Consider the following 14,185-nt stretch of genomic DNA (forward strand, 5'->3'; position numbering starts at 1 on the left):
ACCGGGGAAAACTAAGCTGCCCTGGTGAAGCTTCGCAACAGGAACCATTGGCGAGATGGTAAACCGATCGTTGAGAGATCGGCCCGCCCACGCCCCGCCCACAGCCTGTCCCGGCACAACGGCCTGGAATCGTGAACGGTTCGTGGAAGCGGTCGTGCGGCGGATCGACGTTTCGCCGGCGGCGCCGGCACTTGTCGAGAGCGGGGGCACCGCGGTGGGCGGGGCGGTGGAAACGCCGGCCCGCCCCGCCGGCCCCTTGACGCCTCAGGCGCGCCGCCCCCGCGCCTCGGCGAGCAGGCACAGCAGCTCGAACGCGATCGTCGCGCCGACGAGGGCGGTGGTGCCGCTCGGGTCGAGGGGAGGGGCGACCTCGACCACGTCGGCGCCGACGAGGTTGAGGCCGCGCAGGCCGCGCACCAGGAACAGCGCCTCGCGGGAGGTGAAGCCGCCGATCTCCGGCGTGCCGGTGCCGGGCGCGAAGGCGGGGTCGAGGGAATCGATGTCGAAGCTGACATAGGTCGGGCCGGCGCCGACGATCGAGCGTGCCTCCTCGATCACCGCCGGCAGCCCCTGGGCGATGACCGTCTCCATCTCCAGGATCCGGATGCCCTGGTCGAGGGCCCATTGCCGCTCGTCGCGGGCGTAGAGGGTGCCGCGGATGCCGATCTGCACCGTGCGCGTCGGGTCGAGCACGCCGTCCTCGATCGCCCGGCGGAACGGCGTGCCGTGGGTGAGCTTGGCGCCGCCGAAATACGAATCGGTGGTGTCGCTGTGGGCATCGATGTGGATCAGCCCGACCGGGGAGTTGCGGCCGATCACCCGCAGCAGCGGATAGGTGACGAGGTGGTCGCCGCCGATGGCGAGCGTGGTGATGCCGGCGCCGACGAGCGGCGCCACGAAGGTCTCGATCCGCCCGAGCGTGTCGACCACGTCGGCCGGGTTGACGGGCACGTCGCCGACGTCGGCGCAGGCGCAGGTCTCGTAGGGCGAGGCGCCGGTGACGTGGTTGACCAGCCGCATCAGCGCCGACTGCTCGCGGATCCCCCGCGGCCCGAGCCGCGTGCCCGGCCGGTTGGTGGTGGCGCTGTCGAACGGGATGCCGAACAGCGCGATGTCGAGGGGCTCGGCCACGGCCGCGGCGGTGTCGAGCACCGGCAGCCGCATGAAGCTCGCGAGGCCGGCGAAGCGCGGCATCGCCATGCCGGACAGGGGCTGGAAGCGCGCGAGGCGCGGCGGCAGGTCGGTCATGCGGGTCTCCTTCCGGTGTCGGGTCCCGGCGAGAGTGGCCCGGAGCCGGTCCCCGCCGCAACGCCGGCGGACCCGGCGGGCGGACCCGGCTTGCCGCCGACGGAAGCGTTGACCTTCCGGCCCGCCGCCTTTATAGACCGCGGCTCACGGACCCGCCGGCTCGGCCGGACGGGTTCCCCGTGCTTCCAGCGCCTTTCACGCGACGCCGCCATGGCCCGGACGGGCTCCTGGGCCTCGCCAGACGAGAATGAGGACTGCCGATGGCCAACACAGTGTCGGCCAAGAAGATGACCCGCAAGATCGCCAAGCGCACGGCGATCAACCGCTCGCGCCGCAGCCGCATGCGCACCTTCCTGCGCAAGGTCGAGGAGGCGATCGAAGCCGGCGACCACGCGGTCGCCCTGACGGCGCTTCGCACCGCCGAGCCCGAGATCATGCGCGCGTCGCAGAAGGGCATCGTTCACAAGAACACCGCCTCCCGCCGGGTCTCGCGCCTCGCCGCGCGGGTGAAGGCGCTCCAGGTCGCGGCGTAAGCCGGAACCGGGGTCGCCGAGCGATCCCGCAGGATCGCCGAGCGATCCCGCAGGATCGCCGAGCGATCCCGGACGACAGACCTTCGACGGTTCGATGGACCCGGCCACAGTGCCGGGTTTTTTCGTGCCGTCGCCGAACCGGCCGCCCCGGCGGATGAGGACCGGGCCGCATGGCCTGCGCCGCCACGCTCCGCGTCCCGCCTCGTCACGCCGAGCCGGGATGAGCGAAATTGAGACGTGCCAAAGCAACTTGGGCGCCTCGCATGTGAAATCGCGCGCCCGTGGCCGGATCGATGGCCTCGTGGTCTTCGGGATGTTCGGCCGCCGTGATCGAGATCCGACCAATAAATCTTCATTAGCATCTGATGGGCATATTACGCTGCGTCATACGGGAACGCGCGTGGAACAGCCTCGATGAAACTTGCCCGCAACGCAAAGATCGCCGTCAAGATCGCATTGCCCTTCGCCGTCATGATCGCGATCGGGGCAGGTCTGATCGCGTATTCGCGATCGGTGATGCAGGATCTCTCGCAGCAGATGAACCGGATCGCCAACGTTCAGGCGGCGCGCCTGGATGCGCTGGTGCATCTGCGCGGCGGCATCACCGAGGCCGCGGTGATGGACCGCAACATGCTGCTCGAGAGCGATCCCCAGGTGCAGGCCCGCTTCAAGGCGCGCCAGCAGGCCGCCATGGCCGAGGCGCGTCAGGGCAGCGACCGTCTCGTCGCGCTGGCCGACACCCCCGAGCGCCGCGCCGCGAACGAGAGCTTCCGCCGGGACGTCGAAAAATATTTCGAGACCCTCGATCGCGTCTACGAGATCATGCTGCGCCAGCAGCGCGACGAAGCCTTCCGGCTGGCCCGGGACGTCGGCATTCCCGCCCGCCTCAAGCTGAACGAGTGGATGGCGGAGCGCGCCGAGGTCCAGGCCAGGGAATTGGCCGCCGCGAAGTCGAGCGCGACCGAGAATGTGACGAACGGCACGCGCAACCTGATCGGCTCCGCGCTCGCCGGGCTCGCCGCCGCGCTGGCCCTGGCCGGCACGATCGTGGTGTTCACGATCACCCGGCCGCTGGCCGGCCTGGTGAACGTCCTGCAACGCATGGCCCGCGGCGAGATCGAGGCCGAGATCAGGGAAGCGGCGCGCGGTGACGAGATCGGCGCCGTCGGACGCGCCGTCGAGGGCATCAAGGCGATGGTGGCGCGCAAGGCCGCCGAGGAGGCCGAGATGAAGCGGCGCGCCGACGAGGCGGCGGCCGCCGAGCGCAGGCGCACGATGATCGAGCTGGCCGACGGCTTCGAGGCGGCGGTCGGCGGCATCGTGGGGCTGGTGTCGTCCTCGGCGACGGAATTGCAGGCCACCGCCCAGCAACTGACCTCGACCGCCACCGAGACGGCCTCGCAATCCACCACCGTGGCGGCGGCGGCGGAGGAGGCGGCCTCGAACGTCGGCACGGTGGCGGCGGCGGCGGAGGAACTCGGCACCTCCGTCCAGGAGATCGGCCGTCAGGTCCAGGGCTCGGCCGGGCTGGCCCAGGCCGCGGTCGGCGAGGCCGACAGCACGGTGCTGCTCGTCGAGGCGCTGCGGGCGACGTCGAACCGGGTCGGCGACATGGTCGGCCTGATCTCCTCGATCGCCGACCAGACCAACCTGCTGGCGCTCAACGCCACCATCGAGGCGGCCCGGGCCGGCACCGCGGGCCGCGGCTTCGCCGTCGTCGCCGCCGAGGTCAAGGAACTCGCCAACCAGACCGCCCGGGCGACGCACGAGATCAGCGGGCAGATCGGCGAGATCCAGGGCGTGACGGATCAGGCGGTCTCGGCGATCGGGACGATCACCGGCCGGATCCGGGAGATCAACGCCGTGGCGGCCGGCATCGCGGCGGCGGTGGAGCAGCAGGGCGCGGCGACCCAGGAGATCGTGCGCAACGTGGCGCAGGCCTCGGCCGGCACCGCGGAGGTGACGAGCAACATCGCCGGGGTGGCGCGCGCCTCGGAGGATACCGGATCGGCGGCGAGCCAGGTGCTCGGCTCGGCCTCCGAGCTGTCGCGCCAGTCCGAGCACCTGTCGGCCGAGGTTCGGCGCTTCCTCGCCACCGTGCGGGCCGCCTGAGCCCGCGGGGACGGTGCGGGCCCGCGGCTCTCACCCCGGCCGCGCCTCCTTGCGCAGCCACAGGCTCGACTCCCAGGCCCCGGCGGGGAGCGGCAGCCGCCCGACCACCGACCCGGCCGGCAGGCCCGCCGCCGCGACCGCCCGGCTGGCGAAGACGAGGCGGTAGGCGCCGCCCTGGAGCAGCGCCCCGACGAGGCCCTGCTCGTTGTAGCCCCGCCACGCCCACGCGGCCGGGTAGGCCTCGGGCAGGAAGATGTCGTGGAGGTGGATCAGCACCCCCGCGGCGAGGCGCGGCAGCACGTCGAGGACGAGGCGGTCGACGTCGGAGCCCGGCATCGCGACGTGGCTCGAATCGATGAACAGCACGTCGCCCGGGCCCAGCGCCGCGACCGCCGCGTCGGCCTCCGCCCCGTCGAACAGCCGCGCCCGGTGCTCGACCCCCGGCAGGCCGGCGAGCGCCGCGCGAGGGGAGGGGTCGATGCAGGTGATGCGGGCCGCCAGGGCGCCGTCGGCGACGCCCTGGGCCAGGAAGCGGGTCGAGTGGCCCGAGCCGACCTCGACGATCCGGCGCGGGCACTCGCGCCGCACGATCGCGTAGGCGGCGCAGGCGTCGAGGCGCGGGAACCAGTCCTGGGTGAAGCGGGCCGGGTTCGTCCCGACGAGGCCCGGGCCGCCGGAGGCGATGCGCAGCAGGTCGGGCCCGTGATCCTCGATCGCCGCGAGCACGCCGCGGAAGGCGGGCTCGGCGGCGGTGAACAGCGGGCGCAGGGCCGGGTAGTCCGCCGGCCGGACCGCGCCGGCATGGCGGTAGGGGATGAAGAAGCCCTGCGGCACCCGGCAAAACAGCGTCCTGACGCCGAGATGGGCCCGGCGCAGGCGCGTCCGGATCATGCCGGGCTCAGCCGGCCTTGCGCGCCGGCGCGGCGCCGGCGCCGAGGTCCGGGGTGATGCCGGGCCCGTCGACGGGCGGCGGCGGCACGGTGGCGGGCGATTGCGCCCGGCCCTTGATCGCGTCGGCGAGGCGCCCGCGCTCGAACAGCAGCACCACGACGATCGCCAGGGCGAACGGGATCAGGAGGTAGAACAGGCGGAAGATCAGCACCGCGGCGAGGACGTCGACCTTCGGTACCTCCGGCATCGCGGTGATGAAGACGAGCTCGAACACCCCGATGCCGCCCGGCGCGTTCGAGACCAGCGCCACCGAGAACGAGCCGAGGAACACTGCCAGCACGACGAGGAAGCCGGGATTGTTGGCCTCCGGCAGGGCGAAGTAGATGATGCCGGCGGCGCCCAGCAGCTCCAGCGGCGCGGCGATGAGCTGGCGCACCATGATGTTGGGGCGCGGGTATTCGAGCTTGAAGCTGCGGATCGTCAGCGGCTTGAGGTGCAGGATCGAGCCGACGACGTAGAGCGCCACGAAGGCGAGCAGGCCGAGCCCGATGGTGCGGGCGGTGACCGGGTTCGACAGCGGCCCGGGCAGCAGGTCCTTGATCCGCAGCAGCAGGTCCGGCAGCAGCGTCAGCACCACGCCGCCGAGCAGGATCGTGCCGAGGCCGAAGGTGAACGAGCACAGGGCGACCAGCACCGCGACCTGGGCGGTGGAGAGCCCCTTCGAGGTGTAGGCCCGGTAGCGCACCACCGCGCCGGAGAACACCGAGGCGCCGATGTTGTGCGACAGCGCGTAGGTGGTGAACGAGCACACCGACACGAACATCCACGAGATGTTCGTCACGCCCAGATGCAGCAGGGCGATGCGGTCGTACCAGGCGAGGGCCGCGTAGGCGACGAGGGTCGAGAGGGCGGCCAGCGCGTAGCGGTGCGGCGGGATCGCCGACAGGCTCGCCTGCACGTCGGCGAAGGACAGCCCCTGGAGAAGCTTCCACAGCAGGTAGACCGAGACCACCACGGCGGCGAGACCGATCAGCGGCCAGATGAAGTCGCGAAGTTTCTTCATGGGGTCCCGTCACATCCGCTTGGGTCGGGCGCTTCTGCCCGAGGGTTCGGCGGGCCGCAAGCCGCACGGCGCCGGCCGGCCTCTCCTGCCGTGGGATCGTGACGGTTTCGTGCCGGTCGCGCGGGCTGGTGATACCGCGTCCGGAAGCAATCGTCCGGCTTCCGTGTCGCAGCCTGTTTGCGTGGCGGCTCATCGTATCAACCGCGCGAAGCACCCCTTTCCCGGACGACTGTAGCGTTAGCGGAAGGAGATCCGGGACCCAGCAAGAAAATTGCCGCGGAGCGGCTCAGTCTGCCAGCGCTATGACTGAGTACGGACGCTGCGCGATTTCTTGTGCTGGATCCCGGATCTCCTTCCACTTCGTTTCAGTCGCCCGGGAAAGGAGTGCTTATTCTTTAGATCGAGAGTCAAGCAGGCTTTCATGCCAACGGCCCAAGATGCTGACGCAACGGGCCGTTGACCCATCTCGAATTGTTGATTGCAAGCCAAAGGCTTGGCAAGAAATTTAGAGCGGAACCAAAGGTCGTTTTCAACGACCGTTGGTCTCAGTTGCACACCGGCCTGGCCGTCCCTTGCGGACGAAGCGGGGTCGCGGCTTTTCTGCACCTGTTGCCGCCATCGAAGCAGTTTTCGTCTCGGCGCGGGTCTCCCCCTCCCACTCGGGAGAGGGGATCCCGCACTCAAAAATTGGATGTAAGATCAATCGGTTGCAAGCCGGTTTCCATTTAGAGCCCGCGGCGGTCGAGCCAGTCGAGGAGCAGGCGGGCGACGCCCTCGGCGCCGCGGTCGAGCTGGAGGAAATGCGCGATGTCGGCGACCGTGTGGTGCTCGGCGCCGTGGTAGAGCGCCGTGCGCCAGGTCGTCACCGGCCAGATCATGCGGTCGAGCCCGCCCCCGACCACCAGGGCCGGCAGGCCGAGCAGGGCGGCGGGGAGCGTCGGCAGCGGCCAGTGCGCCTCGGCGAGGGCGAGCGGGCTCTCGGCCGACATCCGGGCGGCGTAGCGGCGCGCCTCGGCGACCGGCAGCCCCTCCGAGAACAGCCAGTGCATCGACAGCGCCTGGGCCGGCTCGCGCCCGGGCAGCAGCGACCCGGCGAGCGATTCGAGCCAGAAGCCGACATCGGTGAGGGCGATCTGGGCGCCGATCACCGACAGGCCCTCCGGCGGCAGCGGCGCCAGCAGGGCGAGCCCGCGCATCGGCACCTGGCCGATCAGGCGCTGGGCGAGCAGCGCGCCGAGGGAGTGGCCGACCACCACCGGCGGCTCGGGCCACTGCGCGATCGCGTGCCGGACGTCGTCGAGGTAGTCGCCGAGCCCGGTCTCCCGCAGCCGGGCGGCACCCTGGCTGCGGCCGTGGCCGCGCAGGCTGATCGCGGCCGCCCGCCGTCCGCGCCGGGCGAGGTGCGGCAGGAAGATCTCGCCCCAGATCCAGGCGCCCCCGAAGGCGCCGTGGACGAACAGCAGCGGGGCGCCCTGCGCCTTGCCGCCGGGGCGCGCCTCGATCCATTCCAGCGCCGGGGCGCCCGGCCGGGCGAGCATCCGCGTGACCGCCGGCGGGGCCTCGTGCGCGGCCGCGAACCGGCGCCCCTGCGCCGTGTCGCTCTGGCCCGATGGATCGTTCATGGCGTGGGTTCCGGCCCGGTCCGGCTGCGACAACGCTCCCAGGTGGGGCGCGTTCACGGGGACAGGGGAATAAGGCAAAGCTCTTAACGCATGTCGCTGCGCCGGGCATCCTCCGTCGACGCCCCGGTCCGGCCCGGCGACGCGCCCGCCTTCCTCGATCCGGGACCGCGATGACCCCGCCCGTTCTCGCCCTCGACGGCCTGACGCCGATCCCGCCGACCCACGTCGCGGCGGTGGTGACCTACCTGGAGATGCGCCGCCCGCCCGCCCCGGTGCCCGGCGCGCCGCCGCCGCTGGAGCCGATCGGCGCGGACCTCGCCCGCTACCGGGCGCTCTACGCCCGCATCGGCGAGCCGTGGCTGTGGTCGAGCCGGCGGCGCCTCGACGAGGCCGGGCTCGCGCGCATCCTCGCCGATCCGGCGGTCTCGGCCCTGGCGCTGACCCGGGCGGGGGAGGATGTCGGCCTCGTCGAGCTCGACCGCCGGGTTCCGGGCGAGGTCGAGATCGCGTTCTTCGGCCTCGTGCCGGAGGCGACCGGGCGGGGCACCGGCCCGCGGCTGATGGCGGAGGCCCTGCGCCGGGCCTGGAGCGGCACGGTCGCGCGGGTGTGGCTGCACACCTGCACCCTCGACCACCCGGCCGCCCTCGGCTTCTACCGCCGCTGCGGCTTCGCGCCCTATGCCCGCGCGGTCGAGGTCATCCCCGATCCGCGCCTCGCCGGCCACCTGCCGCGGGACGCCGCGCCGCAGGTCCCGGTGCTGGGCCGCCCGGAGGAGGGGATCACCGGGCCTTGAGGGTCGGCAGCGCGCTCGCCTTCGGGCGCGCGGTGCGGAACTGCCCGCGCTCGACCGCGATGAAGACCAGCACCGCGAGCGCCACGCTGGTCACCCACCACGCCGTGGTGGTGCCGATGCCGAGGCAGGCCGAGGCGAAGGCCGTGGCGGCGGTGCCGATCGCGCCCGGGGTGAGCACCGGATGGTCGCGGCCCGACTGCCGGATCGCGCCCCACAGCAGGAACGCCGCCGCGAAGGCGCCGACGATGCCGAGCTCGTACCAGATCTCGAACAGCAGCGAGGACGGGGCGTTCGGGGCCAGCAGCCCGACCATCCGCCCGCGGAGCGCCGTCTCGAAGCCGTGGCCGGTGATGAGGCGCAGCGGCTCGCCGGTCACGATCCGCATCCAGACCTTCAGCGACTGCACGGTCGGGTCGGCGGCGCCGAGCAGGGGCGCCAGCAGCGGCCGCAGCAGGAAGGGCAGGGCGGGGCCGAGGGCCACGAGGCCGGCGGCGAGGCCGGCGACGACCCGCACGCCCCGGCGCAGGTCCCAGGTCGCGAGGGCGTAGGCCGCCGCGCCGGCCGCCAGCGACAGCAGCGGGATCGCCCGCGGGGCCAGCGCCAGGGCGAGCGCCGCCGCCACCGCGACCGCCAGCGCGCCGGCGTTGCGGTGGCGCGAGCGCAGCCACGCGACGGCGGGCCACAGCAGCAGGGCGATCAGCATCGCGGCCCGCTCCAGGGCGCTGTCGTCGTCGAAGCCCGCCGGCAGGATCGCGCCGCCGAACGGGCCGAGCACCGCGCCGCCGAGCCCGGCCAGCCCGACGCCCAGCGGCAGGAGGTAGAGGTTGGCCGAGCGCATCCGCTCCGGCAGCGCGACGTAGCCGGCGATCGTCAGCCCGACCGTGGCGGCGAAGTTGAGCAGGCGCTCGCCCGCCGGTCCCGGGAACGGCGTCCAGATCAGCGAGAGGGCGCACCAGCCGGCGAGGATGCCCCCGGCGATCGCCGCCCGCGAGGCGAGGATCCGGGTCAGGCCGGCGGCGACCGGCCGCACGCCGCCCCCGTCGATGAACGCCGCGAGGATCAGCAGCGCGAGCCCGATCGGCACCAGGATCACGATCGCGCGCCGCGACACCAGGGCCGCGAGCGGCAGCAGCACCAGGAGGCCGAAGAAGCCGATGCGCCGCAGCAGGGCCGCCGCGTCGGCGGCGGGATCGCTCGGGGCGGAGGCGGGCGGGCGCGGCATGGTCCTGCGAATCCACGGAACCGGTGCGTCAGGGCTGCGCCCGGACACCCCTCGTAGTCGAGCCGCGGCCCGCGACGCTGTAGATGCGGCGCAACACCGGGGACGCGATGCAACACCTCGATCAGGTGGCGAGGGCCCGGACGACCTGTTCGCGCTCCACCGCCTCGACCGGCGCCGGGACCTTGCAGGCGCGGGTTGGGCGCGACGGCACCATGACCAGGATCACCGTCTCGGTGCCCGGGCAGGCGGGGTCGGGGCAGACGATCTCGTTCACCGAGACCGCGACCTCCGGGGGAAAGCCGCCGATCTCCCGCACCCAGGCGGCGACCCGCGCGCGGGCCTCGGCCTCGTCCGGCCGGCGGCGCCGGAACGCCCCGAGGAGGCCCACGGCTCAGCGCGGCAGGGTGAGCACGCCGGCGGCGCCGTCGGCGCAGCCGAAGGCGAGGCGCTCGCCCTTGCGGTCCCAGGCCAGGGCGGTGACGCCGCTGCCGCGGACGGCCGGGCGCACCAGCAGCTCGGAGGCGTCGGTGAAGCGCACCAGCAGGATGCAGCCGTCCTCGTAGGCGGTCGCCAGCACCGGCGAGCGCGGGTGGAACGCCACCCGCGACACCCGGGCCGGGCGCACGCCGCATTCCCGCGGCTGCTTGCCGGTCGGGCCTTCCTTGGAATCGAACGGCCACACGATCGCCCCCTCGGCGCCGCTGGTGGCGAGCCAGTTCCCGTCGGCGGACCACGCCGTGGAACGGACCTTGGCCGGGTAGCCGCTCATCCGCATGTGGCCGCGGTCGGGCTGGAGGCGCCAGCCGTGTAGAGCGTTCTCCTGCATCGTCGTGATGACGAAGCGGCCGTCGGGCGACCAGGTCACGTCGATGTGCGAGCCCTTCCAGGTCAGCGGCTCGGGCGCGGTGTCGAGGTTCGGGTACCACAGGCTGGCGCCGCCGTAATGCGCCACCGCGAGGCGGAAGCCCTTGGGCGCGAAGGCGAGGCCGCGGGCGGTGGAGGGGGCTTGGAAGGTCCGCTCGCGCCCCTTGGCGTCGCGCGCCACCACCGCCTTGCCCGCGGCGTAGGCGACGGCGCCGTCCGGGTGCAGGGCGAGCGCGTCGATCCAGGCGCCGCCCGACCCGCCGATCTCCTCGCGGGTGCCGTCCGCGCGGGTGGCGGCCACGCGGCCGTCGTCGCCCCCGGTCACCAGCCGCGCGCCGTCGCCGGCCGCGACCAGGATGCCGCCGCCGGGATGCGCCTCGACCCGGGTCTCGCCGCCGTCGCCGGCGAGCAGCACGACGCCGTCGGCCAGCGCCAGGGCGACGCGGTCTCCGAGCCAGTGGGCCGCCGCGACGTGGGCGCCGGCCGCGATCTCGGCGACGTGCTCGGTGAGGGAGGGGGCGGCGGTGGCGCTCATCGGGTCAACCCTGGGATCGGCCTGGACCTGTGCCTCGGCCCCGCGTGGGGCATCGGTCTTCGGGGCTGGGTCTCATATGGGGGCGGCCGGTGCAAGGCCGGCCGGGCCGCCGCGGGTTCCGGCCGCCGTTAAGGAGCGATCCGTCAAGGTTAAGCGCTTGCTTACCAAACTCCTCCATTTCGCATCAAAGTCTCTGAACATCGGCCCCGCCGCGCCGGTTCTCCCGACACGAAAGCCGGCCACGCTCGCGGTCCGGCACCCCGCCGGGACCGCCTCCGGCGGGCGGTTCAGGCGAAGGCCCTTCAGGCGAGGGGCCTTGGACGGAGTTGCGTCATGATCCAGTTCGCCCCGGCCGTATTCATGGTTCCCCCCGCGGCCGTCATCGAGACCGTGCTCGTCGTCGAGGACGAGGCGATGGTGTGCGAGATCGCCGCGGAGGCCCTGGCCCTCGAAGGCTACCGCGTGCTCACCGCCGCCGACGCCGACGAGGCCGGGCGCATCCTCGCGCAGGAGGAGGTCGACATGCTGTTCACCGACATCGACCTCGCCCGCAACACCAACGGCGTCGCCCTCGCTCGCGACGCCCGCCGCCATCACCCGACGCTGCCGGTGGTCTACACCTCAGGCGGCCGCCAGTCCCTGCACGACGGCGAGGCGGTGTCCGGCTCGGTCTTCGTCCCGAAGCCCTACCGCCCGAGCCAGATCGTCGCCCTCGCCAACCGCATCCTCGGCCACTGAGCGGCCGGTCTTTCCATCACACAGGAGTCGTCTTCCCATGCGCGCGCTGGCCTCCCTCGGCGTCTGCCTCGTCCTCGCGACCGTCGCCTCGGCCCAGACTCGATCGGTGCCGGATGCGGCCGGGACCGCGAAGCCTGTCGCCGCGACGGCCGAGCCGGGCAAGGGCTGCGACGTGGTCGGCCTGCGGCTCGAGGACGAGATCGCCCGCAAGCCCGAGCTGCGCGAATCGGCCAACGCGCAGACCGTGCGCGACCTGCGCACCCTGCGCGACGCGGCGATCATCCTCGACGCCCACAAGCGCCCGGCCGAGTGCGCCCGGCTGGTGGCGATCCTGCGCGAGCTGGTGGCCGACCCCGACCGCACCATCGAGCAGGGCGGCGACACCGACGAGGAGAAGGCCGAGACGATCGAGGAGGCGCGCGAGCCGAAGGCGCCGGCCCCGAAGCGCTAAGCAGATTTCGCAAAAGTGGTAGCCGGTTCTCCGACAAAAATCTGCGGCGAAACAAACATCTAAGCGGACGAAGCGTTGGCCTGCCAACGCAAGTCTGCTGAGGAGCGTCCTCGTCCGGACTGCCGGTGTGCCCTAACTGGAGCCGGGCTGCCCGAAGGCCCGACAGGACGGAGATGCAGAGTTGAGCCCCCCGCCGACCGCCCCGTCCCGCCACTCCCTGCCGGGGAACCGCCCGTGAGACGCATCGCCCACATCTCCGACCTGCATTTCGGCCGCACCGACCCGGCCGTCGTCGAAGGGCTGGTCGAGGAACTGAACCGCGAGCCGCCCGACCTCGTCATCGCGTCGGGCGACTTCACCATGCGGGCGCGGCGCAGCGAGTACGCCGAGGCGCAGGCCTTCATGGCCCGGCTGCCGCGCCCGTGGCTGGCGGTGCCGGGCAACCACGACATCTCGCCGTTCCATCTCTGGCAGCGGTTCTTCCACCCGTTCCGGCGCTACCGGCGCTATATCGCCCCCGAGACCGAGCCGGTGTTCCAGGACGACGAGATCGCGGTCGTCTGCCTCAACACCGTGCGGACCTGGGCGCCCGAGACCGACTGGTCGCAGGGCAAGATCACCCGCGCGCAGATCCGCCGCACCGAGGCGCGGCTCGCCGTCCTGCCGCCGGGGCTGTTCCGCATCGTGGTCGCCCACCACCCGTTCATGCCGCCGCCTTGGGACGAGGAGGCCCGCCTCGTCGGCCGGGCCGACGAGGCGCTCGCCGCCTTCCAGCGCCACGGAGTCGGCCTGACCCTCGCCGGACACCTGCACCGCGGCTATGCCCGCTTCGCCGCCCCGAACCCGGACGGACCGCCCCGGGCCGAGCTGAACCGCAGCGAGGTCTCGACCCATCCCACGCGGCTGCTCGCCGTGCAGGCGGGCTCGGCGACCTCCACACGTCTGCGTGGCAACGAGCCGAACGCCTACAACCGAATCACCATCGCCGACGGCACCGCCACGGTGCAGGTCCGGCTGTGGACGGGGCAGGGCTGGTGCGACGCCGCCGAATCGGGCTCGGCGCGCTGCGCATCGGCGGAATAGTTCCTACGTACATTTCCGCATGCATCATTTCCCATCAGGCGGCGGCGGCCTTCCTATCCGCCCCGGTCCGAGGCCGGATGGTAGAAGACCGCGATCGATCTTCTGGATGAGGCGCGCTCAGAATGTCTTGCGGATCGCGCGGGTTTCGCTGCATCGAACTCCAAAATTCGGTTCCGCTAAGTAAATTCGTCGCACCGGGATTTGGTTGGCTTGCCTTATCTGTCGGCGGATGATCGCATAAGTTCTATCTGCCTGCTTCTTGATTGATGAATTTCGGTGAAAGATGCACGGCATGTGAACCGGATCGCAGCATTCGTGCGAACTGGATTGTTCGGAGTGGGGATCTCGCAAAGTCTACATCCTGGTGGAAAGTCATGCACAGAGGATGCGGCTTGGACAGGTCGGAAAAATATCTCTCATGACCGGCGACGGGTGCTTGCAAAATAGGGGCATTTTGCTGAATAAATAATCTCAACCGCTTCTGGGAGGCAGGCGCGGCGCCCTCGCTCCGGATACCAGCGTCTGGAAATCACATGCTCTGGCTCGCGATCTTGCACCTGTCCTGTGCTGCTGCGTTCTTGTCCCTGGCCGATCGCGCCCGCGATCTGGAATGGCCGGTCTGAGCCTACTCCTCCGCACGGTCCCCGCCCCGGCGGGCCGTGCCGGAGCGGTCTCTCCGGGACGGCACCGGCTCGGGGCCATCCTCCGGATCCCGGCGCAGTGACACCGTGTCGCCGCTCCGTGCGATCGAACCCGGAGACCCGGACCGCTAGACCGGCCCGATGACGGCAATCTGGTTCATCCTGGCGCTCATGACCGGCGCCGCGGTCCTGGCCCTGCTGTGGCCGATGTCGCGCCGGCCGGTCCCGGTCGCGGCCCAGGCCGTCGTCCTGGCGACCGAGACCGGGTTCTACGAGGACCAGCTCCGCGAGATCGACCGCGACGCCGCCCGCGGGCTGCTCGCGCCGCCCGAGGCCGAGGCCGCCCGTGCCGAGGCGGCCCGCCGGCTGCTGCGGGCGAGCCGCGGCG

Annotated in this window: 14 protein-coding genes; 7 read left to right on the forward strand and 7 right to left on the reverse strand. The window is 72.3% G+C overall.

What is annotated here, in order from left to right; genetic code table 11:
- Positions 1-264 precede the first annotated feature (264 nt).
- A complete protein-coding gene (speB, locus tag EOE48_RS08815) occupies positions 265-1,248 on the reverse strand; it encodes an agmatinase (RefSeq protein ID WP_127728423.1) in 984 nt (327 codons plus the stop codon).
- A 260-nt stretch (positions 1,249-1,508) separates the two neighbouring features.
- Here speB and rpsT point away from each other — a divergent pair, with 260 nt between their 5' ends.
- Together rpsT and EOE48_RS08825 are read left to right on the forward strand one after the other, a co-directional pair.
- Entirely contained in the window at positions 1,509-1,781 is a 273-nt protein-coding gene (rpsT, locus tag EOE48_RS08820) for a 30S ribosomal protein S20 (RefSeq protein ID WP_127728424.1), read from the forward strand.
- Between the two features lie 414 nt (positions 1,782-2,195).
- Positions 2,196-3,893 (forward strand): methyl-accepting chemotaxis protein, encoded by a 1,698-nt coding sequence (locus EOE48_RS08825; protein WP_127728425.1) that lies wholly within the window; start codon positions 2,196-2,198, stop codon positions 3,891-3,893.
- A 30-nt stretch (positions 3,894-3,923) separates the two neighbouring features.
- Here EOE48_RS08825 and EOE48_RS08830 read toward each other — a convergent pair whose 3' ends face one another.
- The 3 genes from EOE48_RS08830 to EOE48_RS08840 form a co-directional block, all read right to left on the reverse strand.
- Positions 3,924-4,784: a class I SAM-dependent methyltransferase gene (locus tag EOE48_RS08830; RefSeq protein ID WP_127728426.1), complete on the reverse strand. Its 861-nt coding sequence runs from the start codon at positions 4,782-4,784 to the stop codon at positions 3,924-3,926.
- Between the two features lie 7 nt (positions 4,785-4,791).
- On the reverse strand, positions 4,792-5,847 hold the full coding sequence (locus EOE48_RS08835) for a lysylphosphatidylglycerol synthase domain-containing protein (protein ID WP_127728427.1): 1,056 nt from the start codon (positions 5,845-5,847) through the stop codon (positions 4,792-4,794).
- Positions 5,848-6,572: 725 nt separating this feature from the next.
- On the reverse strand, positions 6,573-7,469 hold the full coding sequence (locus EOE48_RS08840; protein WP_127728428.1) for an alpha/beta hydrolase: 897 nt from the start codon (positions 7,467-7,469) through the stop codon (positions 6,573-6,575).
- Positions 7,470-7,639: 170 nt separating this feature from the next.
- On the opposite strand from EOE48_RS08840, the gene EOE48_RS08845 reads away from it, so the two are divergent.
- A complete protein-coding gene (locus EOE48_RS08845) occupies positions 7,640-8,263 on the forward strand; it encodes a GNAT family N-acetyltransferase (RefSeq protein ID WP_127728429.1) in 624 nt (207 codons plus the stop codon).
- Here the strand turns inward: EOE48_RS08845 and EOE48_RS08850 are convergent.
- The 3 genes from EOE48_RS08850 to EOE48_RS08860 form a co-directional block, all read right to left on the reverse strand.
- A complete protein-coding gene (locus EOE48_RS08850) occupies positions 8,250-9,485 on the reverse strand; it encodes a peptide ABC transporter permease (RefSeq protein ID WP_127728430.1) in 1,236 nt (411 codons plus the stop codon). The two genes, EOE48_RS08845 and EOE48_RS08850, sit on opposite strands and share 14 nt — an antisense overlap.
- Before the next feature lie 121 nt (positions 9,486-9,606).
- Positions 9,607-9,873 carry a hypothetical protein gene (locus tag EOE48_RS08855; protein ID WP_127728431.1) on the reverse strand — a complete coding sequence of 89 codons (267 nt, stop codon included), beginning with the start codon at positions 9,871-9,873 and terminating at the stop codon, positions 9,607-9,609.
- 3 nt (positions 9,874-9,876) lie between these two features.
- Complete coding sequence (locus tag EOE48_RS08860) at positions 9,877-10,884, reverse strand: WD40 repeat domain-containing protein (RefSeq protein WP_127728432.1); 1,008 nt, start codon at positions 10,882-10,884, stop codon at positions 9,877-9,879.
- A gap of 333 nt (positions 10,885-11,217) precedes the next feature.
- Here EOE48_RS08860 and EOE48_RS08865 point away from each other — a divergent pair, with 333 nt between their 5' ends.
- The 4 genes from EOE48_RS08865 to ccmI all read left to right on the forward strand — a co-directional run.
- The gene (locus EOE48_RS08865) at positions 11,218-11,622 is read left to right on the forward strand and encodes a response regulator (RefSeq protein WP_127728433.1); all 405 of its coding nucleotides are present in this window, start codon (positions 11,218-11,220) and stop codon (positions 11,620-11,622) included.
- Between the two features lie 37 nt (positions 11,623-11,659).
- On the forward strand, positions 11,660-12,073 hold the full coding sequence (locus EOE48_RS08870; protein ID WP_246154053.1) for a photosystem reaction center subunit H: 414 nt from the start codon (positions 11,660-11,662) through the stop codon (positions 12,071-12,073).
- Positions 12,074-12,307: 234 nt separating this feature from the next.
- Positions 12,308-13,156 (forward strand): metallophosphoesterase family protein, encoded by an 849-nt coding sequence (locus EOE48_RS08875; protein ID WP_127728434.1) that lies wholly within the window; start codon positions 12,308-12,310, stop codon positions 13,154-13,156.
- Between the two features lie 782 nt (positions 13,157-13,938).
- On the forward strand, positions 13,939-14,185 hold a 247-nt coding region (ccmI, locus tag EOE48_RS08880; protein ID WP_127728435.1), incomplete at its 3' end, for a c-type cytochrome biogenesis protein CcmI.

Source organism: Methylobacterium oryzihabitans (genome assembly GCF_004004555.2).
Classification (GTDB): domain Bacteria; phylum Pseudomonadota; class Alphaproteobacteria; order Rhizobiales; family Beijerinckiaceae; genus Methylobacterium; species Methylobacterium oryzihabitans.

What these genes read in the sequence shown, in the direction of transcription:
- speB (WP_127728423.1), bottom strand. Translation starts at nt 1,248, where the DNA reads ATGACCGACCTGCCGCCGCGCCTCGCGCGCTTCCAGCCCCTGTCCGGC.
- rpsT (WP_127728424.1), top strand. Translation starts at nt 1,509, where the DNA reads ATGGCCAACACAGTGTCGGCCAAGAAGATGACCCGCAAGATCGCCAAG.
- EOE48_RS08825 (WP_127728425.1), top strand. Translation starts at nt 2,196, where the DNA reads ATGAAACTTGCCCGCAACGCAAAGATCGCCGTCAAGATCGCATTGCCC.
- EOE48_RS08830 (WP_127728426.1), bottom strand. Translation starts at nt 4,784, where the DNA reads ATGATCCGGACGCGCCTGCGCCGGGCCCATCTCGGCGTCAGGACGCTG.
- EOE48_RS08835 (WP_127728427.1), bottom strand. Translation starts at nt 5,847, where the DNA reads ATGAAGAAACTTCGCGACTTCATCTGGCCGCTGATCGGTCTCGCCGCC.
- EOE48_RS08840 (WP_127728428.1), bottom strand. Translation starts at nt 7,469, where the DNA reads ATGAACGATCCATCGGGCCAGAGCGACACGGCGCAGGGGCGCCGGTTC.
- EOE48_RS08845 (WP_127728429.1), top strand. Translation starts at nt 7,640, where the DNA reads ATGACCCCGCCCGTTCTCGCCCTCGACGGCCTGACGCCGATCCCGCCG.
- EOE48_RS08850 (WP_127728430.1), bottom strand. Translation starts at nt 9,485, where the DNA reads ATGCCGCGCCCGCCCGCCTCCGCCCCGAGCGATCCCGCCGCCGACGCG.
- EOE48_RS08860 (WP_127728432.1), bottom strand. Translation starts at nt 10,884, where the DNA reads ATGAGCGCCACCGCCGCCCCCTCCCTCACCGAGCACGTCGCCGAGATC.
- EOE48_RS08865 (WP_127728433.1), top strand. Translation starts at nt 11,218, where the DNA reads ATGATCCAGTTCGCCCCGGCCGTATTCATGGTTCCCCCCGCGGCCGTC.
- EOE48_RS08870 (WP_246154053.1), top strand. Translation starts at nt 11,660, where the DNA reads ATGCGCGCGCTGGCCTCCCTCGGCGTCTGCCTCGTCCTCGCGACCGTC.